Below are 21307 nucleotides of genomic sequence, written 5' to 3'. Positions count from 1 at the left end.
CACTTGTGAATATACAAAGAGAATCACCAATCTTTGTCGAGTTTCTAGTGTGATTTCTCCCTTCGGTCGAAATGACACAAAATGATAATAATCTTTGTGTCTTAGCGCCTTCCTGGCAATAAATTAAGGAGCAGGATCAGGAATAATAGCCTGAACTTTATCAATTTCGGCTAAAATTTCTTTTGAAAGTACAACATCAATCGTGTCAATATTTTCTTTTAATTGTTCCAATGTTGTAGCCCCGATAATGGCACTGGTTAAAAATGGCTGCTTCAATACAAAAGCCATTGATAATTGCGTTAATGTTAATCCGTGTTTATCGGCGATTTCCTGATATAATTTTGTTGCTTGCGTACATTGATCGCTTCCGTAACGAGTATATTGAGGAAAAAGTTTAACTCTTGCTTTTGGATGTTCTTCTCCGGTTAAAAATTTGCCCGTCAATGTTCCAAATCCTAAAGGTGAATATCCTAATAAACCTACATTCTCATGTATTGCAACCTCGGCTGAACCAACTTCAAAAAGACGATTCAATAAATTATACGGGTTTTGAACGGTTTTGATTCTCGGCAAATTTTGATATTTGCTTTCTTCCAGAAAACGCATCATTCCCCATGCATTTTCATTCGAAACTCCGATATGTTTTATTTTTCCTTCTTTGATTAATCCGTCAAAAGTTTCCAGAACTTCTCTAAAATTATCTTCCCACGCATCATCCTGAACTTTAAAAGCACGCTGACCAAAAGTATTGGTTTTACGTTCCGGCCAATGCATTTGATACAAATCGATATAATCTGTTTGAAGACGTTTTAAACTATTATCTAAAGCATATTTAATACTTGCAGGAGAAAAATCAAGTTTTTCGCGCATATACCCAAAATTCGCGTTTGGTCCTGCAATTTTTGAAGCCAAAACTACTTTCTCACGGTTTCCGGATTTTTTAAACCATGTTCCGATAATTTTTTCTGTACTTCCGTAAGTTGCTTCACTTGCCGGAACTGAATACATTTCGGCAGTATCAAAAAAGTTAATTCCGCGTTCAAGAGCATAATCCATTTGGGCATGACCTTCTGCTTCCGTATTTTGTTGTCCGAAAGTCATCGTTCCGAGACATATTTTGCTGACTTTGATGTCAGTATTGGGTAAAGTTGTGTATTTCATTTTTTTTGAGATTCTGAGGTTCTAAGTGACTAAGATACTAAGGTTTTATTCTTTGTAATTAAAGCTTCAAAGATACGATGGGATTATTCAAATGAAAATTCGACAAAAGTTAAAAAGGATATAAAAAGTGAATTTCAAAATTTAAAAAATGAATGTTAATTGTCGGTGTAGTCCCTACGGGACATTATTTTCGTTGGCGTTTCTGTTTTTTCTACCAATATTTAACTCCTAACGGAGTAGCTATTGATTGACATAATTATTGTATTGTCACGTTATCCTGTAAAATCGTGTAGGTGTTAATTTCGAACATTAGGATATAAACCAAGATACCTACAAGGTTTTGAAAACCTTGCAGGAAAGAAAAAAGGCTCAAAGTTAAAACTTTGAGCCTTTTAAAATCTTAGCATCTTAGAACCTCAGTCCCTCAGAAACTTAGTTTATACTATTAAGCATCTCAGCGATTTCATCTAATCTTGGCGTTAAGATGATTTCGATTCTACGGTTTTTAGCTTTTCCTTCCGGAGTGGCGTTGCTTGCCAAAGGAGAAAATTCGCTACGACCTGCTGCCGTTAGTTTTTGTTTGTTAATTTTTGTGTTTTCACTCAAAATATTTACAATTGCTGTCGCTCTTTTTGTAGACAAATCCCAGTTGTTTGCAATTGGTCCTGAACCAGCATACGGATCATCATCTGTATGTCCTTCAATAAGAACCGAAAGATCAGGATTATCTCCAAGAACTTTTCCTAATTCTACAACGGCTTTTCTACCTTCTGTACCAACAGCCCAGCTTCCTGAATTGAAAAGTAATTTGTTTTCCATAGAAACATAAACTTTTCCGTTTTTCTGTTCTACTGTCAAACCTTTTCCTTCAAAACCGTTTAAGGCTTTAGATAAAGTTTCTTTCAGCTTTTTCATTGCCGCTTCTTTGGCCGCAATCATAGCTTCAAGTTCGTTTAATCGGCTTGCTGTTTTATCAAGACGTGCTTGTTCTTCGGCTAATTTTTTTGATTTTGCTTCTAATTGTGCCAGCAATTCACGGTTTTTAGCCATATTGCTTTCTAATGCATCATTGCTGTTTTTTTCCAATGCATTGTAGGAATCCTGCAGTACTTTGTATTTCTTTTGTTCAGCGGCTAAATCTGCTTTTTGTTTTGCAAGATCGTCTTTTGTGCTCGCTAAATCTTTTGTTAATTTATCACGATCTAATTCTAATTGATTTTTAGCTTTTTGCAAATCTGCATTTTGATCAGCAATAGAGCGATTTTCTTTTTTCAGATCTGAATACTTAGATTCAAGATCATTGTAAATTTTCTTAGAAACACACGAAGTCATGGATAAAGCTAGTACTAGCAATCCGATGGAGGCTTTTTTAATCATCTTATTCTTTTGGTTTTTTATTTGGGGCTTATTAATAATTCAAAAATTCTGTTTAAATTCCAATTTTTAACTTTCAAGATAAAATTCCAAATTCCAACTGAAGTTATTTCTTCTTTTTAAACTGCTATTCTTTTAACAATAACAATACCAAACTTTATTCAATCTCAACTAAAACCGGACAATGATCTGAATGTACGGCATCTGGTAAAATTACAGCACGCTTTAATTTGTGTTCTAATGAATCGCTTACCAAATTATAATCGATACGCCAGCCTTTATTGTTTCCGCGGGCTCCGGCACGATAACTCCACCATGAATAATGATGCGGATCTTTGTTGAAATGACGAAAGCTATCAATAAAACCAGATTTTATAAACCCGTCAAGCCAGGCACGTTCTGCCGGTAAAAATCCTGAAACCGTTTTATTACGGACCGGATCATGAATATCGATCGCTTCGTGGCAAATGTTATAATCGCCACAAATAATCAAATTCGGAATCGATAGTTTTAGTTCGTTAATATAAGTTTGAAAGTCATCCATAAACATAAATTTATGATCTAATCTTTCAATATTAGTGCCCGATGGAAGGTATAAACTCATTACAGAACAATCGTCAAAATCAGCACGAAGGTTACGACCTTCAAAATCCATATGCTGAATTCCGGTTCCAAAAACGACATTATTGGGTTTTATTTTAGATAAGATAGCCACACCGCTATATCCTTTTTTGGTAGCCGGATAATAATATTGATACGGGTAACCAGCTTCGGTAATTGCTTCAACGGGAATTTGCTCTTGTGTCGCTTTTATTTCCTGAAGACAAATAACATCTGGATTTGCCTGTTGCAGCCATTCTATAAATCCTTTAGTAATTGCTGCTCTGATTCCGTTTACATTATAAGAAATAATTTTCATTCAAGTTTTTTTTAGGAATCCAAATGTAATAAAAAAGTGGAAAGTTTGCATTTGTATCAACGAAAAGTAGAGTTTTTTGTTATCTTTGTTCGCTGCTCTAATAAATTAAAAATAGTACATGGGTTTAGTTACCGCGAAAGAAGTTGCAAAGGCAATAAATGTTGAGAAGTACGGGGTTCTTGGTACTTTTTCAGGCTGGATTCTTATGAAGGTTCTTAAGATCTCTACCCTTAATAAAATTTACGATCATAACAAACATTTAGAGGATGTCGCGTTTTTAAACGGAATTTTGGATGAGATGGAAATCAAATTTGAAATTCCTGAAGAAGATTTAAAACGTTTACCTAAAGATGGCGCTTATATTACTATCTCTAATCATCCGCTTGGAGGAATTGACGGTATTTTATTATTGAAATTAATGCTTGAAAGAGAACCTAATTTCAAGATTATTGCCAATTTTTTATTACACAGAATTGTTCCGCTTAAAAAATACATCATGCCTGTTAATCCTTTTGAAAATCATAAGGATGCAAAATCAAGCGTGGTGGGAATTAAAGAAACTTTACGCCATTTGAGCGATGGAAAGCCGTTGGGAATTTTCCCTGCCGGGGAAGTTTCAACCTATAAAGATGGTAAATTAGTAGTAGACAAACCTTGGGAAGAGGGCGCTTTAAAATTGATTAGAAAAGCAAAAGTTCCGGTTGTACCCATTTATTTTCACGCTAAAAACAGCCGATTATTCTACTGGCTTTCTAAAATTGACGATACTTTACGTACTGCAAAATTACCATCGGAATTATTGACACAAAAAGATCGTGTTATTAAAGTTCGTATTGGTAAACCGATTTCTGTAAACGAACAAAACGAAATTGAATCGTTTGAAGAATATTCAGAATTTTTAAGAAAGAAAACTTATATGCTTGCCAATCCTTTTGAAAAGGACAGCAAATTAATTGATACAGCAAGTTTAAAAATACCAAAAGCACCTAAAAAAATTGTTACTCCGGCAAGTGAGCCGAAAATGATTGACGAGGTAAATGCTTTAAGAGGAAGCGATTGTCGTTTATTGCAAAGTAAAAATTACGAAGTGTTTTTTGCAACAGCGAAATCTATTCCGAATATTTTACATGAAATTGGCCGTTTGCGCGAAATCACTTTCCGTGAAGTTGGTGAAGGAACAAATGAATCTATTGACTTAGACAAATTTGACCAATATTATCACCATATGTTTTTGTGGGATGATGAGACCAAACGAATTGCAGGTGCTTATAGAATGGGGTTAGGTTCTGAAATTTATCCAAAATATGGTCTTGAAGGTTTTTATTTGAATGACCTTTTTAGATTTGAACCGGAATTGCACGATATGATGCATAAATCCATCGAAATGGGACGTGCTTTTATCGTTAAAGAGTATCAGCAAAAACCAATGCCTTTGTTTTTATTGTGGAAAGGTATTATTCATACAACATTACGTTATCCTGAACATAAATATTTATTGGGTGGAGTAAGTATTAGTAATCAATTCTCTGATTTCTCGAAATCACTGATGATCGAGTTTATGAAATCGAATTATTACGATCCATATATCGCACAATACATTCATCCTAAAAAAGCTTACAAGGTAAAACTAAAAGACGCTGACAAAGACTTTATTTTTGATGAAGCCGAATCAGATCTTAATAAGTTTGACAAAATTATTGACGAATTAGAACCTGGAAATTTACGTTTACCGGTTTTAATTAAAAAATACATCAAACAAAATGCCCGCGTAGTTGCTTTTAACGTTGATCCGTTGTTTAACAACGCTATCGATGGTTTAATGTACATTCGTATTGCAGATATTCCGGAAAGTACAATGAAACCGGTTATTGAAGAGTTTCAAATAGAACTGGAGCGTAAATTATCTGAAAAAGAAGATTAATTACCCAATTAATATAAAATTAAAATCCCATTTGCATAAGCAAATGGGATTTTTTAATTACAATTTTTTTTCCAAACTAGTTAGCTCCTTCCAATCAATCTACCAAATCTTCATATCTAGGATTAGAAATAATTTAATAATTCCAGATCCTTTAAAAAAGGAGAATCACTTCGTTTGTAAAGATGTTACAATATTACCTCAAAACAGACTTACAAATAACCCTCTATAAGTCATAAATAAGCCAAAAAAAGACATTTAAACAACTTACTACTTAACAAATGAACTTTTAATGCTTAAAACCATCCTTTTTTGTCCACCTGATACGTTTGGTAAAAATCTTCATCTGTTTTCGTGAGATAAATAATTCCTTCTATAAGACCTATAAGACCTCCAATTCCAACTAATCCTAAAATAAGCTGGATAACTCCTTCAGTGATATATCCTAAATAAAATTTATGAATACCTAATGATCCCAATAATATTGCAAAAATTCCGCTGACAATCTTTTTATTCTCTTGGTTAACAGTTCCAAATTCTGATCGTGTATTTTCCATATTCTTAATTTTAAATTTGATTATTTAATTGTAACACAACTAATTTAGTCAATAAAAAAACAAAATCCCGTTGCATTAAGCAGAACGGGATTTTGTTTAGAACCAAATCGACTGATGCATTATATCATCAATTGAATTATTTTTTACAAAAAGAATCAATCGTATAAAATGATAAAAAGCTAAAAAGTAAGCCAGTCTATAGGCTAATTTTTTATTGTATAAGAGTGTTGTAAAATATTCTTTTTTGGTAATAATTTCTGTTACTAATACAATAATAGTTACCCAGCAAAAAGCAATTACAAAAGGTCCTAAAATATGGTAACTAATCGATTTGTATAAATCTCCCTGATAAAAATAAACCAGCGACTTTGTAATACCACAACCAGGACAGGGAAATCCCGTAACCATTTTAAAAGGACAAAAAGACTGATCTGACTCTAAATGGTCGTTATGATTATTGAGCATTAAAAAAAACGGAACTATCAGTGTAATTACTGCACCGATAATTCCGTAAATTTTACGTTTTATTCTGCTATTATTTGTATAATCTGTTGATGTCACCTTGTACAATCATTGCTGCTGCAATAGGAAAAAAGAATCCTAAAACAATTAATAAAGTAGACTGATCTTTTTGAAGTTCACCTGTTTGCTCATACACTTTTGGCAAAGCTTCTTTTCCTGCTAAATAATAAAAATAAATATTTATCGGCATACAACATCCTGCAAAAATTGCAATTGGCTGTGAGATAACTTCTTTTTTTGCTACAGCATTAAAAACCTCTGCAACTTTAATGTTCCAATAAATTAAGTATAATCCGCATGATAAAAATCCAAAAAGTAAAACCATAATAGGATCAACTTTGAATACTGGGATTGGCTCATTAAAATTATTTGATGTTTCTTGTAATTCCATTTCTATTATTTATATTTAGTTATTAGTATTATTGCAATTCAACTTTTCCAATTTCATTAATTTCTTCGATATTGTTTTTCGGATCTTGTCCATAATCATTTGGACCAGAATCACCTTCTGTAAACAATAAAACAAGCAACCAGATACCTCCAATAAACGGAATCAGGCAGATAAAATAAAACCAGCCGCTTTTTCCAACGTCGTGCAATCTTCTTACTACTGCAGCCAAAGTTGGTATAAACGTCGCTAAGGTATAAAGACCAAAAAAAGCATATCCAATTATTCCCCCTGTAATCGCATCGCCAAAAATTGCTCCTATGATAGCTCCAATAACGATTAATAAAATAGAAATTAATCCATTTGCAAGTGCAAAATACCAATATTCGCTTCTTCTGGCGCGACCTTTGAAGTTTGCATAGTTTTCAAAAACTACTTTTTTGTACCATTCAATCATAATTAATAATAAATTAGTTAGTTAATGCCTCATTTTTTGGATTTTCGGCTTCTCCTTTTTAAAAATTTAGTTAAAATTCGAAACAATATTAACAAAAAATTATCTTAAAAACTAATTATGAAAATTTTCTCCTGAAAGAAAAAGATTGTTATTAATTTTTCAATCGAAATAGTAAAAAACAGCGGGTTTTGGCTACAAATGTTAAAAATTTCAATTTACTTAGAATAAACTTTTTTAATCTTATCTACAATAACCTGCGCAAGCCTTTCATGACTTTCGAAAGTCCATCCTGCAATGTGCGGAGTTAACAAAACATTTTTGGCTTCTAATAAATATTGAAAAGCTTCCGGCGTATTTTTATCCTGAAAAAGGGTTTCAAAAGATAATTTCTCATACTCCAGAACATCCAAACCTGCTCCTAAAACTTTTTTATTTTTCATTGCTTCAACTAAATCTGCTGTAACAATGTTTTTACCACGCGAAGTATTTATAATCCAAAAGGGTTTTGCAAATGCATTTATAAAATTAGCATTGACCATTTTGTCTGTTTCAGGAGTCCACGGAAGATGTAAACTCAAAACATCTGCACTTTGCTGTAATTCATGTAATGAAACTTGTTTTGCATTTTCGTCTCCTACATTATCCAAAATATCATAACATAAAACATTTACCTCAAAACCGCGAAGTTTTTTAGCAAAAGCCTTACCCATGTTTCCATAACCGATAATTCCAACTGTTTTGCCATCAAGTTCGTGACCACGATTACTTTCGCGATTCCAGTGTCCCGCTTTTATTTCGGCGTCGGCCTGATTTAAATTATTAAATAATGACAAAATTACACCCAGTGAATGTTCTGCAACAGCGTTGCGATTACCTTCCGGAGCTGCAATTAAGTGTATTTGTTTTGCTGTGGCATAATCACAATCTATACTTTCTAAACCCGCACCAACCCTGGCAATAAACTGTAAATTGGTTGCTTTGTCCAGAAATGTTTTATCGATTTTAAAACGACTGCGAATTACAATTCCATTATAGTCCTGGATTTTGGCTTCGATTTCTTCTTTTGAAGATTTAAAATCGGCGTGATTTTCAAAACCAGCTTCTTCTAATTGTGCCCAAAGTATAGGATGGTTGCTGTCGATATGTAGAATTTTAATACTCATAAATTAAAAGCTTTATTAGGAAAACAAAGTAACAAAAAATAGGCTTTATTATTTTAACAAAATAAATTCGGGAAGAAATGCGTAAATTCGCATAAAACGGATTATGAAAACAATTGGCTTAATTGGCGGAATGTCCTGGGAAAGTTCTTCGTTATATTATCAAATAATAAATCGAACGACTCAGGAGAAATTAGGTGGCGTACATTCTGCAAAATGTTTATTATATTCTGTAGATTTTAATGAAATTGCTTTACTGCAAAAAGAAGGAAACTGGAAAAAACTAGGCGAATTAATGATTGAAGCCGCTCAAAGTCTTGAAAAAGGCGGCGTTGATTTTATTGTATTATGTACAAACACGATGCATAAATTATATGATGAAATACAAGCAAACGTTTCAATTCCGTTAATCCACATTGGTGATGCTACCGCTGAAAAAATTAAAGAAAAAGAATTTAAAAAGGCTGGCTTGTTAGGAACATCATTTACTATGGAACAGGATTTTTTTAAAGGTCGTTTATTAAACAAACATCAAATAGAAACCATAATTCCAGATGAAACCCAAAGAGCAGCAATACATAGAATCATATACGATGAACTCGTAAAAGGAATTATAAATAACGAATCAAGAAATATTGTTTTAGAAATAATATCTGATTTAATTGATAAAGGTGCAGAAGGAATTATATTGGGGTGTACAGAAATTGAACTCTTAATTACCAATGAATTTACTACTGCTGAATTGTTTAACACTGCAGAAATTCACGCTAAAAAAGCGGTAGAATCTGCATTAAAATAAAATATGAAATTAACGAGAACTTTTAAAGCTTTTTTTGAAAACGAAAAATCAGGTGGTCTTTTATTGCTTTTTGTCACTATACTTTCGCTTGGACTTGCCAACTCTTCTTTACAGACAGAATATATTGCTTTGTGGGAAACAGATTTAGGCGGACATTCGATCACACATTGGATCAACGATGGTTTAATGACAATTTTCTTTTTATTGATTGGTTTAGAATTAGAGCGCGAAATTTATCATGGCGAATTATCAAGTATAAAAAATGCTTCGTTACCAATTATGGCCGCTTTTGGCGGAATGCTGGTTCCGGCGGCAATTTTTCTTGCCTTAAATTACGGAACAGTTACTCAAAACGGAGCCGGAATTCCGATGGCGACAGACATTGCTTTTGCCATTGGAATATTATCGCTATTAGGGAATAAAGTCCCGCCATCATTAAAGATCTTTTTAACCGCACTTGCCGTTATTGACGATTTAGGCGCTATCATTGTTATTGCTGTCTTCTACACTACTTCAATCGCTTTTGTAAATCTTGCAATTGCCTTAGGAATTTGGGCATTCTTGTTTGTGTTGAACAGAATGAAAATTCACAACATAATTCCGTATTTAATTGGCGGAGTTGCAATGTGGTATTTTATGCTAAATTCAGGAGTTCATGCAACGATCACCGGCGTAATATTAGCCTTTGTGATTCCGTTTGGAGATGGTGGTGCAAAATCAGTTTCATATAAATTACAACACTTTTTACATAAACCGGTTGCCTTTGTCATTTTGCCCTTGTTTGCTGTCGCGAATACCTGCATCGCTATTGGATCTGACTGGCACGAAGGATTAAATCATCCTAATACTATCGGTATTATTTTAGGGCTTGTCATTGGCAAACCATTAGGTATTTTACTTTTCTCTTTTATCGGAGTAAGCGCAGGATATTGTGTCCTGCCAAAAAAATTAAAATGGACGCATATTTTAGGCGCAGGAATGTTGGGCGGAATAGGCTTTACGATGTCTATTTTTATTACAATACTGGCTTTTAAAGATCCGGAAGTTATTGTTTTCTCAAAAATTGCGATTCTGATTGCGTCTATGCTTTCTGGAATTTTCGGATTTGTTTATCTCAAATATATCTTGTCTAAGAAAAAAGCTTAATTACAATGAAGCCAGTATTTACAGTTGTTTATATTATTCTTTCTGTTTTTTTAATTTCAGCTTGTACTAATAAAAAAGTTGAAAATGTCGTTGAAAAAGATATTCCTAAAACCGAAATTTCTGTTGAAATAAATAAAAATGAAGAATCAATTGAAGGGATTTATAAAACCTCCGAATGTGAAATTTCTATAGAAATAACAAAGCTTAAAGACGGATATCAATACTTTTTAAAAACAAATGCACGTAAAGTAAAAGGCAAAGCAACTTTTTCGACAAATGAATCAGGCGAAAAATATTTGGTCCTGGAAGGAATAAAATGGGATGAATATGAAGGCGATATTAGCAATGAGGAAGAAAATGATTCTGTTTCTAATTCAAAACCTGAACCCGAATTAGAAATTCCGGTTGGAATTGGCGCGAGTTATGTAAAAGATACGATCACGATTCAGAATTATGGCAATTCGATGAATTCTTATACTAAGATTTCTGAATGTGGTTTGAAGTATATTCAACTTATAAAGAAGTAAAATTTCAATCTTTTAAATTCCAAATTCCAATTTTTCTCAATATTGTCATCCTGACGGAGGAAAGATCACAAAAGAAGCTCCGGCATAGCAATTCTCCAATCTTTGCAGAGTTGCATGTGAGATCCTTCCTCCGTCAGGATGACAAACCGTACTAAAAAAAATTCCAAACCCAACAAAGTTGGAATTTGGAATTTTAAAATATTGGAATTTAATATTATCCTTTTATCTGTTTCAAAGAAGTCTTTATTCCCTTTATTAAAGAGGAACTGAAACCATTATGCTCCATTTCATTCAATCCTACGATTGTGCATCCCTGAGGTGTTGTTACACGGTCGATTAATTGTTCCGGATGTACTTTCTCCTCTAATAACATTTTCGCAGCTCCTTTAACGGTTTGCGCTGCAATTGCCAAAGCCGTTTGAGAATCAAAACCAATTTCGATTCCGGCTTGCATTGAAGCTCTAATGTATCTTAAAGCATACGCTGTTCCGCAAGCGCCAAGAACTGTTGCCGCATCCATTAACTTTTCGTCGATAACCGGAGCCGTTCCTAAATCCTGAAACAAATCGACAATTGGCATGGCCTTTTCTCTGTCCTTTTCAGGGAAAGAAATACAAGTCGCCGATTCTCCGAATTGTGCCGCGATATTCGGCATGATTCTAATAACCGGAAAAGCATTATTTGTTTTGGTCTGAAGTGCTTCAAGAGACAAACCACTAACTGCCGAAGCAATGGTTTTACCAGCGATTACCGGTAAAATTTCTGCCAAAACAGTATCAACCTGATACGGCTTAATGGTTAAAATTACTACCTCAGCTTCTTGAATATTATGTTTGTTATCGTTAGAAACCGTGATTCCAAATTCAGTTAAATACTGAATACTGGCAATGTTTCTTCTCGTTACTGTAACCTGATTGTTTTTAGAAAATTTTGCAATTCCCAAGGCAATAGAAACCCCAAGGTTTCCTCCTCCTATTATGTGTACTTTCATTGCTTATTTTTTGGCTGGTTAATAGCATATTTTTCAGCCACAAATTACGCAGATTTTAGAGATCTTAAATCACTGTAATCTATTAATTTGTTGCAAAAAACTTAGAATCCAAGAATCAGTTTGGCTACTCCAAAGTAGAGCATAATTCCAAAAACGTCATTGGTTGTTGTGATAAACGGACCGGTTGCAATAGCAGGATCAATTTTATTTTTATGAAGAAAAAGTGGTACTAAAGTTCCTAAAGTTGCAGCAAACAAAATAACAACAATCATCGAAATTGAAATCGCAAATCCCACCAAATATTGTTGGTACATAATCGAATGATAGCCCAATAAAAGCAATGAAATAATACTTCCTGAAATCATCGAAACGGTAATTTCCTTCGTAAAATAACCACGGCTAAATTCTTTCAAAGTTCCGTTTGCCAAACCTTGTACCACAATTGCCGATGCCTGAACCCCAATATTTCCTGCTGTTGCCGAAAGTAAAGGCACAAAAATAATTAAGGTAGAATGCAGTTTAAATATCTCTTCGTTTCCTTTTAAAACAAAAGAAGCTACAATTTCGATTACCATACCAATTAAAAGCCACGGTAAACGCGCTTTTGTCAGTTCCAGAACGCTGTCATTAGATTCAACGTCTTGTGTAATACCCGCCGCCAACTGGTAATCCTTATCAGCTTCGTCTTTGATTACGTCTACGATATCATCAATGGTAATTCTTCCCACCAAACGACCAAGTTCATCTACAACCGGAATGGCTTCCAAATCGTACTTTTGCATGATACGCGCTACTTCAACATCTTCGGTATCGACGTTTACGAAGTTTAATTTTCGAATATAAATATCGCCAATTTGGGTTTTGGTGGATGTTGTTAATAAATCTTTAAGTGATAATCTTCCTTTAAGGCGATTTTCATCATCAACCACATATATAGAATGTACTCTGGAAACATTTTCGGCCTGAATACGCATTTCTTTCACGCAAGTTAATACATTCCAATTTTCATTGACTTTTACTAACTCTTTTCCCATTAAACCACCCGCAGAATTTTCGTCGTAACGCAACAAATCGACAATGTCTTTTGCGTGTTCGACATCAATCATTTCCGAAATTACTTCAGCTTTGATTTCCTGCGAAAGTTCACCGATAATATCGGCCGCATCATTGGTTTCAAGCTCATCAAGCTCTTCTGCAATTTCTTTTGGCGAAAGTCGGCTTAAGATATTTTCACGCAAATCATCTTCCAGTTCAAGAAGAATTTCTGCAGTTTTATCACTATCTAAAACCCTGAAAATATAAGTTGCTTCGTCGAAATCCAGTTCATCCAGGATCTCGGCAATATCGGCATGGTGCAGATCGTTAAGTAAAACTTCAAGTTCTTTGTCGTTTTTGCTAACAATGTGCTCTTCTAATTGGTGTATTAATTCTTTGCTAACTTTGAACTCCATCGGCTTCTATTTTTTGAGTCAGTTCAATAAATTCTTCTACACTAAGTTGCTCGGGACGTTTATCAAAGATAGTGTCTAATCGCAAATCATCAGTTAAATTTAATGTTTTCAAACTGTTACGTAATGTTTTTCGTCTTTGCTGAAAAGCAGTTTTCACTACCGTAAAGAACAACTTTTCACCACACGGAAGACTGTAATCTTCCTTTCGGGTCATTTTCATCACACCCGATTTCACCTTGGGCGGAGGAATAAAAACATTTTCGTCAACAGTAAACAAATACTCAGTAATATAGAAAGCCTGCGCTAAAACGGATAAGATTCCGTAAGCCTTTGAGCCTTTTTTCTCGCAGATTCGCTCTGCTACTTCTTTTTGAAACATTCCTGAAAACTCCGGAATCTGATCTCTGAACTCTAAAGTCCTGAAAACGATTTGAGTCGAAATATTGTATGGAAAGTTCCCAATTATAGCAAATTGTTTGTCTTTGTAAACCTCATTGATATTGTACTTCAGAAAATCCTGAGAGATAATCTGATCTTTTAATTTTGGATAATTTTCACCCAAATACACTACCGATTCGGTATCAATTTCGATTACGTGCGTATTTATTGGCTTTTCAAGCAAATACTTAGTCAACACACCCATTCCTGGTCCTATTTCTAAAACCTCATCATATCCTTTTAAGCTCAAGGTATCTGCAATCGCTTTTGCAATACTTTCGTCTTTCAGGAAGTGTTGTCCTAAATGTTTTTTGGCTTTTACTTTTTCCATTTTATATTTTTGTTTGCCGCAAAGGCACTATGGTTTTTTGCCACGAAGGCACTAAGGCGCAAAGTTTATTTTTTCTCTTTTTTGCCACAAAGACTCAAAGCCACAAAGTTCTATTTTTTTGCCACGAATTACACAAATTATCGCAAATTTTAAAAATCTAAAAATCAGTTTAAATCCGCTTGATCCGTTTAATCTGTGGGCAATCTTAATGTTCCGAAATAACCTCAAGTTCAGTTCTGAAAGAAAGCATTTTATCGGCAAACAATCCCAAAGCTTCTCTGTGAAATTCGGGTTCGTCTTCAATATAATACTGGTCTAAAGTTTCTTTGCTGTCGGTAACATATTGAACCGAATACGTGATTCCGCCCATTTCTTCTTCAACCAAAACTTTTACAATTCGCGCTGAAGAGAATTTGTTTGTCGCCAGAATTTCCGGTATGTGTTTTTCCTGCATCCATTTTAACCATTGGTCGTGAACGCTTTCGTGTATATTTGTGGTAACGTTGTAAATAATCATTTTTCTTGATTTTAGATTTTAGATTTTAGATTTTAGATTCTTGTAGAAATCTGAAATCTTAAGGTCTGAAATCTGAATTATAAATTTTTGTCTCCTCTCAACTCGCGGTATTTTTTTCTGGCATCAACAAAGTAAATACTGTCCTGATGATTAAAAATTACCTTCTCATACAAAGGTTTTGCCTTTTCTATATCTTTTAGTTCGTCGTTGTAAATTTCTGCCGAAAAAAACAGCGCTTCGTCTATATAAATTCCGTCGCTATGATTGTCAATGATCTGCTGGTATTGGCTTAAAGCCGAATTATAATCTTTTTGACTTTCATAGATTTTACCTAAACGCAACATTGTAACAGCTTCAATTTCCTGTCCTTTAAACGACTTTAGAATGTTCTGAAACTGTGCAATTGCTTCCGGTTTTTTATTCTGATAAATTAAAAAATCTCCTTTGGCAAATTGCTTTAATGCCGTTTGTGTCGAATCGGCAACGGTATTATCATTTATCAATAAAAAATATTCAAGAGCGTCGTTGGCAATCAATTGCGTGTTTGCCGATTTTAATTCTTTAAATTGTTTTAAAGCCCATTCAAAATCGGTTTTAAAATAACTTGTTTTTGCGGCTTTTAGACTCGCTTCGTGCGACATTACATCATTCTTTAAATCCAACTGAATTTGCGAATAATAAATTAGTGCCTGATTGAACTTTTCCTCCAAAAGCAAAATATCAGCCAATTCCATTTTAGCATCAGCTCTTTGATAATCATTTAAATTGAGTTCTAAAGCTCTTTTTAAAATCGTCTTGCCTTCTTCAGGTTTTTTCAGATTAAAAGCCAGGAAATGCGCCTGAATTATTTGCAAAGATAAGCTAAAAGGAGTTATATCATAAGTGGCGAGCAATTGTTGCAATTCGGTATTGATTAACGGATAATCTTTTTCGGGTGCATTATCAATTTTAATCTGCATCAAATAAGCATTCGTCTGAATCAATAAATCGACATCTTTGGTGTTTTGCATAATAAAATTCAGAATTTCAGTTGCAGTTTCGTCGTCATCTTCATTCATTGCAAACTGACTCAGATTGACGATACTCATCAACGATTCCGGTTCACGTTTGTAAATGGCTTTTTCCTGAATAAAGGCTTTACCAAATTCTTTTTGCTGAACATAAAACCAACTCAAATAATGATTCCAGAAAACATCCTGATCTTTTTGGGTTTTCAGAATTAATGCTTTTCGCATAGCATCTTTAAAAGCTGTATTATCTGTTTCACCCTGCATAAAGCGGGACAATTGCGTTTGAATCAAATTGGAGTTCTGCGGATTTTTATAGGATTCTGTCAATAAAAGATCAATCATTGTATCGGTTTTTCCTAGCTGACCGTACAACATTCCTATCTGAAAATTAAAATTGTAATTGGGCTGAATCTGCATTGCTGTTTCATAGGCTTTCAAAGCATATTCCAGTAATACTTTTTTCTCGAACGAACTTCCAATTCCGTAAACATCATTCGGACTTGTTTTGATTTTTTCGATTGCCTGTTCGTAATAACTTTTGGCTTTTGAATCGTTTTTTTGAAGTTGATAATTATAACCCAATTCCACTAAAAAAACACCTTGTTTGTAACGATTGTATCTTTCCTGTATTGCTTTTTGAGCTACATCAAATTGCTGTAATTGCTGGTAAGACTCAACCGTTCTTAAAAAATATTGGGTGTTGGATGGCGAACTGTTTAAAAGCTGTTCGTAAGCTATTTTTGCTTTTTCAAAATCGCCTTTATCGTAATAATATTGAGCTAATTGCTCATTTTGGGATATTGCAAAAGTCGACCACAACAAAACGATATAGACAAAGATGTTTTTCATATTTCAGTTTTTGTGGGTTTTAGAAAACCTGACGGGTTTTAAAACCCGTCAGGTTTAACTATAAAGTTAATCTATAATATCAAATCCGCAGTAAGGGCGTAAAACTTCTGGAATTACAATTCCTTCCGGTGTTTGGTAATTTTCTAAAATTCCGGCCAAAACTCTTGGCAAAGCCAATGAACTTCCGTTAAGTGTGTGTGCCAATTGGTTTTTTCCGTCTTTGTCTTTGAAACGTAATTTCAATCGATTGGCCTGAAAAGTTTCGAAGTTAGAAACTGAACTAATTTCTAACCAGCGATCCTGTGCTGTAGAAAACACCTCAAAATCATAAGTCAAAGCCGATGTGAAACCCATATCGCCCCCACATAAACGTAAAACGCGGTATGGTAATTTCAATTCTTTTAAAATATCTTTTACGTGCTCCACCATTCCGTCTAATGCTGCATAAGAATTATCCGGATGTTCAACGCGTACAATTTCTACTTTATCAAATTGGTGCAAACGGTTTAATCCACGCACATGCGCTCCGTAAGAACCTGCTTCACGACGGAAACATGGCGTATAAGCGGTGTATAAAACCGGTAATTCAGTTTCGCTTAATAAAACATCTCTAAATAAATTCGTAACCGGAACTTCGGCAGTTGGAATCAAGTATAAATCATCAATTGTTGAATGATACATTTGCCCTTCTTTATCCGGCAATTGTCCTGTTCCATAACCTGAAGCTTCGTTTACTAAATGCGGAACCTGAACTTCGTTGTAACCTGCAGCCGTATTTTTATCTAGAAAATAATTGATTAAAGCGCGCTGTAAACGAGCTCCTTTTCCTTTATAAACCGGAAATCCTGCGCCTGTAATTTTTACACCCAATTCAAAATCGATGATGTCGTATTTTTTTACCAATTCCCAGTGTGGCTGTGCACCTTCGTGCAAAACCGGAATATCACCTTCCTGGAAAACATTCAAATTGTCATCCGGAGTTTTTCCTTCAGGGACAATATCAGCCGGAAGATTTGGTAAAGTGTATAATTTATTGGTTAATTCGACAGCCAAAGCTTCTGCTTTTTCGCCCAATTCTTTGCTTTTTTCTTTTAATGAAACGGTTTTTTCTTTTAATATTGCGGCTTTAGATTTCTCACCCGCTTTCATTAATTCGCCTATATCTTTGGACAATTTATTAGATTCGGCTAAAGTATTATCTAATTCTACTTGTGTTGCGCGACGAGTTTCGTCTAATTGCACCACTTCTTCAACAACGCTTTTAGCATCGATATTTCGTTTTGCTAAAGCCTTGATTACTTTTTCCTGATTCTCTCTAATAAATGCGATTTGTAACATAGCTTTGTGTTTATAACTAGTATTTTTATATAAAGGAAGCAAATTTAAGGAAATGTTTGCTAAGAATACGACAAAGTTTACTGTAAAAGTTATTATCTGGTTATTCCGCAGAGGTGTGCAAAGATTACACAGAGATACACAAAGTTTTTTTAAATATTACTTCGCGAATCTCTGTGAAATTTCTGTGAAGCTTTGCGGAATTATCCATGAAACAAAAAGAATTAAGTAAATTGCAATTAAAAAATTACAATGATCCATATCGACGATTTTATCGAAAATTTCTCTGCAACTTTCAAAGATTCTTCCTCATTAGCACCTTGGGAAATAACCAATGATCTTAAAAACAGAATCGAAAAAATGATTTTAGATTTAAGTGCTGATTTTGTAATTGAAAATAATATTGCCATTCACAAAACTGCAGTAATAGAAAACAATGTTACTATAAAATCGCCTGCTATTATTGGCGAAAATTGTCATGTTGGGGCGAATGCTTATTTTAGAGAAGGTGTTTACTTAGATAAATCAGTAAAAATTGGTCCGGGTTGCGAAATCAAAAACAGTATTATTTGTTCAGAAACTACTGTGGCACATTTCAATTATATCGGAAATAGTATTATTGGCCGAAACATTAATTTTGAAGCCGGTTCGATTGCTGCCAATCATTATAATGAGAGAGCTGTAAAGAAAATTTCGGTGCTTTATAATTCGGAAATCATTGAAACCAACTCTGATAAATTCGGATCGCTAATTGGCGATAATTCCAGAATTGGCGCTAACGCCGTATTGTCTCCGGGAACAATTTTAACTAAAAACTCGATTGTAAAAAGACTTGAACTGATTGAACAGGTTGTAATGAAATAATTTTTTAAATTGAAAAGCAAATGTTAGTTTACACTGAGGTTCACAAAGTTTTCCGCAGAGCTGCATAGAAAATCTACTTAGCGACTTTAAATAAAACTTTATGAATCTCCGTGGATTCTTTGTGAAACTTTGCGAAACAATTTGGTAGAAAACTTAAGCTCTCTTAATCTCATGTCCGACATATTCCTCCAAAGCGGCAAACATATCATCAACAGAAAGCACTTCAAAATCTGGGTGATTTTTTAGGAAATTAGCATTAAGCGTAAGCAAGTTTTCTTCCAATTCATAAAAAGTATCGTTGTTCAATGAATCCCGAATTGGGTTTACGCCTTCTAATTTTCCTTTTAAGAATTTAGCCAGCTTTACGCTGCTCATCAATTTGACTTTTTTGCTTTGCTGCTGAAACAATTCCAAATGTTTTTCGGCGCCAATTAAAGCCAAACCTTCTTCAATCAATTCGTTTAGTTCTTTGTTCCAAGCCGATTTATAGACAAATTGGGCAAAATTTCCTTCGGCATATTGCGACCAATAATAATCGAGATAATAACTCATTAAAGCATCTTCATGAATAAATTCGTCATCGACACCTTCTTCACGCATTAAATTGATTACCGAAATATTGGAATGAATCACATCCTGAAGATTTTCACTGTTCATTGCCGTTTCAGAAACTATTATTCTACCGAATTCCTCCATTACGTTTTGTTTTGATGTTTTGAATGCAAATCTCGATTAAATAAAAACAGAAAAGAAATACAATCTGGTTTTATATAACATCACCAGCCGAATTCTTCTTTTCATTCATTTTAGCCACTAAAGCTTTCAATCGCAAGGCGCGTTCCTTCTTTTCTTCCTGAAGTTTAGCTTTTTTCCGATTGAGCAATTTGGTATGCAAAGCCTTGTTTTTGGTGTTTTTTTCGGGTCCTTTAGCCATGGTTTACTTCTTTACTTGGTTTTGCAAATTTCGGAGAAATAATGACATTGTAAAGTATATTTTGCATTTATTCTCTTTTGAAAATTCCGTATAAATACTTGGTAAAAAATCTTAATTTATTAATATACTTGTTTGTAAATAAATTAGTTAAATATAAGGCATTTTAAAGACATATAAATTCAAAAGTATTTTAAACTATTAATGAACTAATTACAAAATATTTTTTGGCAACTATAAATAATAAATTGAAAAACATGAAAACCACAAAACTAAAAGACGATCTGTTATATTATGACATTGAAAAAAGAATAGATAGCATTAAAGGCAAAAAAAACATTAATATTTTTCTTTTCCGTTTAACAAAAATTATTGTTTTTATTGCAGGTGCTACCGTTACAGTAATTACTGGCTGGAGAATAACAAATTCAGATTTAATTAATTTTAATCCAGATAATTATGTTTTAATAATTAGTGCTGCAATTACAGTATTGGCAGCAATTGAAGGATTATTCAACTTTAAAGACAAAGGAAAAAGTAATAATCTTTTATTATTTGAATTAAGAAGACTAAGGGATAGAATTTGTTTTGATTTTGATAAAAATCCTGATATATATGAAAAAAACAAAGAGGCACATTTCTTAAATTTTCAGGAAATCTTAGAATCTCAAAAAGTCATAATTGAAAATTCAGATAATGATGAAGAATGATTATACTACTTTACAATTTCCTTTAAAATACTGAAATAGGTAAAAAACCTAAACCAAACGCAACCTTTCAAAAAAACAAACATCTGTTTACAAGGAGATTAGCATAAGTATTGAAACCAATTCTCATCACTTAAAACCAAAAACCATGAAACAGATTATTACCATTTTAAGCATTTTATTTTTGTTTGCAAGTTGCGACAACGCTGATTCAGAAACCGCAGATTTAGATTTTTCAACAGTTCTTCAGGGTGATCATTTTAACGGAAATTATGGCAATACCAAAGAAAATCTAGTGATAAAAGATCAGCAAACATGGAGTGATTTAATTTCAAAAATGAATCCTTTTAGTGATACTAATTATTATTTTCCTGATGCGACTATTGATTTTACAAAATATCAGGTAATAGTTGTTATTGATGAAGTTCGTAATTATGGCGGCTATTCTATAGACATTACCAAAATTACACAAAACAATAATAGTATATTTATTACCGTTGAACAATTAAAACCAGGAGGTATTAACGCCGTCATAACGCAACCTTTTCACATTGTTAAAATACCAAAAACAGGAAAAAAAGTCGTTTTTAAATAAATAACCAACCAAATGAATCTTCTAAAAAATCTAACGCCATTTTTTATAATAGGAATCATCTCTATTATTGTGGGGTTAATTTATGCTATCATTCTCATAACGGGAAATTCCGCACAAGACGGATTAATGGGGATTTATATTTTGTTAGGTTTAATTCCGCTTTTTCTATTTATGGTGCTTGATCGCTTTGTCGTTAAGAAGTTTGGAAACCAAAAAGTAAATAAAGTTCAGTTTTCCATTTTGTTATTTATGATGTTTTTATGGATTTTAAGACTGATACTAAACATGTTATAATCTTTTTAAAATTTAAAATATTACTAATCAAGACGTAGCAAATATTTAACAGTATTAGTTGTAACT

Annotated in this window: 24 protein-coding genes; 8 read left to right on the top strand and 16 right to left on the bottom strand. The window is 33.5% G+C overall.

Annotation, left to right across the window (positions count from 1 at the left end):
• Positions 1 to 123: 123 nt before the first annotated feature.
• From SD960_RS16360 to SD960_RS16350, 3 genes are all read right to left on the bottom strand, one after another.
• Positions 124 to 1161, bottom strand: coding sequence for an aldo/keto reductase (locus tag SD960_RS16360; RefSeq protein ID WP_318804794.1), 1038 nt, complete (start codon positions 1159 to 1161; stop codon positions 124 to 126).
• 432 nt (positions 1162 to 1593) lie between these two features.
• Complete coding sequence (locus SD960_RS16355) at positions 1594 to 2538, bottom strand: OmpA family protein (protein WP_318804793.1); 945 nt, start codon at positions 2536 to 2538, stop codon at positions 1594 to 1596.
• A 154-nt stretch (positions 2539 to 2692) separates the two neighbouring features.
• Positions 2693 to 3454: an exodeoxyribonuclease III gene (locus SD960_RS16350; RefSeq protein WP_318804792.1), complete on the bottom strand. Its 762-nt coding sequence runs from the start codon at positions 3452 to 3454 to the stop codon at positions 2693 to 2695.
• 118 nt (positions 3455 to 3572) lie between these two features.
• Here SD960_RS16350 and SD960_RS16345 point away from each other — a divergent pair, with 118 nt between their 5' ends.
• Positions 3573 to 5375, top strand: coding sequence for a lysophospholipid acyltransferase family protein (locus tag SD960_RS16345; protein ID WP_318804790.1), 1803 nt, complete (start codon positions 3573 to 3575; stop codon positions 5373 to 5375).
• A 293-nt stretch (positions 5376 to 5668) separates the two neighbouring features.
• Here the strand turns inward: SD960_RS16345 and SD960_RS16340 are convergent, their stop codons facing one another.
• The 5 genes from SD960_RS16340 to SD960_RS16320 form a co-directional block, all read right to left on the bottom strand.
• On the bottom strand, positions 5669 to 5929 hold the full coding sequence (locus tag SD960_RS16340; protein WP_318804788.1) for a TM2 domain-containing protein: 261 nt from the start codon (positions 5927 to 5929) through the stop codon (positions 5669 to 5671).
• A gap of 96 nt (positions 5930 to 6025) precedes the next feature.
• Positions 6026 to 6490: a DUF2752 domain-containing protein gene (locus SD960_RS16335; RefSeq protein ID WP_318804787.1), complete on the bottom strand. Its 465-nt coding sequence runs from the start codon at positions 6488 to 6490 to the stop codon at positions 6026 to 6028.
• Positions 6465 to 6842, bottom strand: a complete 378-nt coding sequence (locus SD960_RS16330) for a hypothetical protein (RefSeq protein ID WP_318804786.1) — start codon at positions 6840 to 6842, stop codon at positions 6465 to 6467. The genes SD960_RS16335 and SD960_RS16330 overlap by 26 nt, the downstream gene beginning before the upstream one ends.
• A gap of 28 nt (positions 6843 to 6870) precedes the next feature.
• Positions 6871 to 7296 (bottom strand): DUF805 domain-containing protein, encoded by a 426-nt coding sequence (locus tag SD960_RS16325; RefSeq protein WP_318804784.1) that lies wholly within the window; start codon positions 7294 to 7296, stop codon positions 6871 to 6873.
• Positions 7297 to 7511: 215 nt separating this feature from the next.
• On the bottom strand, positions 7512 to 8459 hold the full coding sequence (locus SD960_RS16320; protein ID WP_318804782.1) for a 2-hydroxyacid dehydrogenase: 948 nt from the start codon (positions 8457 to 8459) through the stop codon (positions 7512 to 7514).
• A 103-nt stretch (positions 8460 to 8562) separates the two neighbouring features.
• Between SD960_RS16320 and SD960_RS16315 the strand changes: the two genes are divergently transcribed.
• From SD960_RS16315 to SD960_RS16305, 3 genes are read left to right on the top strand one after another with little or no spacing between them, the layout of a single operon-like run.
• Positions 8563 to 9255: an aspartate/glutamate racemase family protein gene (locus SD960_RS16315; protein ID WP_318804780.1), complete on the top strand. Its 693-nt coding sequence runs from the start codon at positions 8563 to 8565 to the stop codon at positions 9253 to 9255.
• Between the two features lie 3 nt (positions 9256 to 9258).
• Positions 9259 to 10401, top strand: a complete 1143-nt coding sequence (gene nhaA / locus SD960_RS16310; RefSeq protein WP_318804779.1) for a Na+/H+ antiporter NhaA — start codon at positions 9259 to 9261, stop codon at positions 10399 to 10401.
• A 5-nt stretch (positions 10402 to 10406) separates the two neighbouring features.
• Complete coding sequence (locus tag SD960_RS16305; protein ID WP_318804777.1) at positions 10407 to 10928, top strand: hypothetical protein; 522 nt, start codon at positions 10407 to 10409, stop codon at positions 10926 to 10928.
• A 214-nt stretch (positions 10929 to 11142) separates the two neighbouring features.
• On the opposite strand, the gene proC is transcribed toward SD960_RS16305, so the two are convergent.
• The 6 genes from proC to serS all read right to left on the bottom strand — a co-directional run bounded on the left by proC (position 11143) and on the right by serS (position 17853).
• Positions 11143 to 11919, bottom strand: coding sequence for a pyrroline-5-carboxylate reductase (proC, locus tag SD960_RS16300; RefSeq protein WP_318804775.1), 777 nt, complete (start codon positions 11917 to 11919; stop codon positions 11143 to 11145).
• Positions 11920 to 12020: 101 nt separating this feature from the next.
• Positions 12021 to 13370: a magnesium transporter gene (mgtE, locus tag SD960_RS16295; protein ID WP_318804773.1), complete on the bottom strand. Its 1350-nt coding sequence runs from the start codon at positions 13368 to 13370 to the stop codon at positions 12021 to 12023.
• Positions 13354 to 14139, bottom strand: coding sequence for a 16S rRNA (adenine(1518)-N(6)/adenine(1519)-N(6))-dimethyltransferase RsmA (gene rsmA / locus SD960_RS16290; RefSeq protein ID WP_115844993.1), 786 nt, complete (start codon positions 14137 to 14139; stop codon positions 13354 to 13356). The genes mgtE and rsmA overlap by 17 nt, the downstream gene beginning before the upstream one ends.
• Positions 14140 to 14344: 205 nt before the next feature.
• Positions 14345 to 14656, bottom strand: coding sequence for a DUF4286 family protein (locus tag SD960_RS16285; protein WP_318804771.1), 312 nt, complete (start codon positions 14654 to 14656; stop codon positions 14345 to 14347).
• Between the two features lie 77 nt (positions 14657 to 14733).
• Positions 14734 to 16515, bottom strand: a complete 1782-nt coding sequence (locus SD960_RS16280) for a tetratricopeptide repeat protein (protein WP_318804770.1) — start codon at positions 16513 to 16515, stop codon at positions 14734 to 14736.
• A 66-nt stretch (positions 16516 to 16581) separates the two neighbouring features.
• Complete coding sequence (gene serS, locus SD960_RS16275) at positions 16582 to 17853, bottom strand: serine--tRNA ligase (protein WP_042563533.1); 1272 nt, start codon at positions 17851 to 17853, stop codon at positions 16582 to 16584.
• Positions 17854 to 18102: 249 nt separating this feature from the next.
• Here serS and SD960_RS16270 point away from each other — a divergent pair, with 249 nt between their 5' ends.
• On the top strand, positions 18103 to 18714 hold the full coding sequence (locus SD960_RS16270; RefSeq protein ID WP_318804768.1) for a DapH/DapD/GlmU-related protein: 612 nt from the start codon (positions 18103 to 18105) through the stop codon (positions 18712 to 18714).
• 153 nt (positions 18715 to 18867) lie between these two features.
• Here SD960_RS16270 and SD960_RS16265 read toward each other — a convergent pair whose 3' ends face one another.
• Together SD960_RS16265 and SD960_RS16260 are read right to left on the bottom strand one after the other, a co-directional pair.
• Positions 18868 to 19410: a hypothetical protein gene (locus tag SD960_RS16265; RefSeq protein ID WP_318804767.1), complete on the bottom strand. Its 543-nt coding sequence runs from the start codon at positions 19408 to 19410 to the stop codon at positions 18868 to 18870.
• A gap of 70 nt (positions 19411 to 19480) precedes the next feature.
• Complete coding sequence (locus SD960_RS16260) at positions 19481 to 19648, bottom strand: hypothetical protein (RefSeq protein WP_318804766.1); 168 nt, start codon at positions 19646 to 19648, stop codon at positions 19481 to 19483.
• Positions 19649 to 19902: 254 nt separating this feature from the next.
• Between SD960_RS16260 and SD960_RS16255 the strand changes: the two genes are divergently transcribed.
• From SD960_RS16255 to SD960_RS16245, 3 genes are all read left to right on the top strand, one after another.
• Entirely contained in the window at positions 19903 to 20355 is a 453-nt protein-coding gene (locus tag SD960_RS16255; protein ID WP_318804764.1) for an SLATT domain-containing protein, read from the top strand.
• A gap of 145 nt (positions 20356 to 20500) precedes the next feature.
• Positions 20501 to 20947, top strand: a complete 447-nt coding sequence (locus tag SD960_RS16250; protein WP_318804762.1) for a protease complex subunit PrcB family protein — start codon at positions 20501 to 20503, stop codon at positions 20945 to 20947.
• A 12-nt stretch (positions 20948 to 20959) separates the two neighbouring features.
• Positions 20960 to 21241 carry a hypothetical protein gene (locus SD960_RS16245; RefSeq protein ID WP_318804760.1) on the top strand — a complete coding sequence of 94 codons (282 nt, stop codon included), beginning with the start codon at positions 20960 to 20962 and terminating at the stop codon, positions 21239 to 21241.
• Positions 21242 to 21307: the final 66 nt, after the last annotated feature.

It is taken from the genome of Flavobacterium sp. MMLR14_040, assembly GCF_033657265.1.
Lineage (GTDB): Bacteria > Bacteroidota > Bacteroidia > Flavobacteriales > Flavobacteriaceae > Flavobacterium.
Note: the sequence above shows the minus strand (reverse complement) of the source record. Positions and strands in the feature narration are given on the sequence as shown.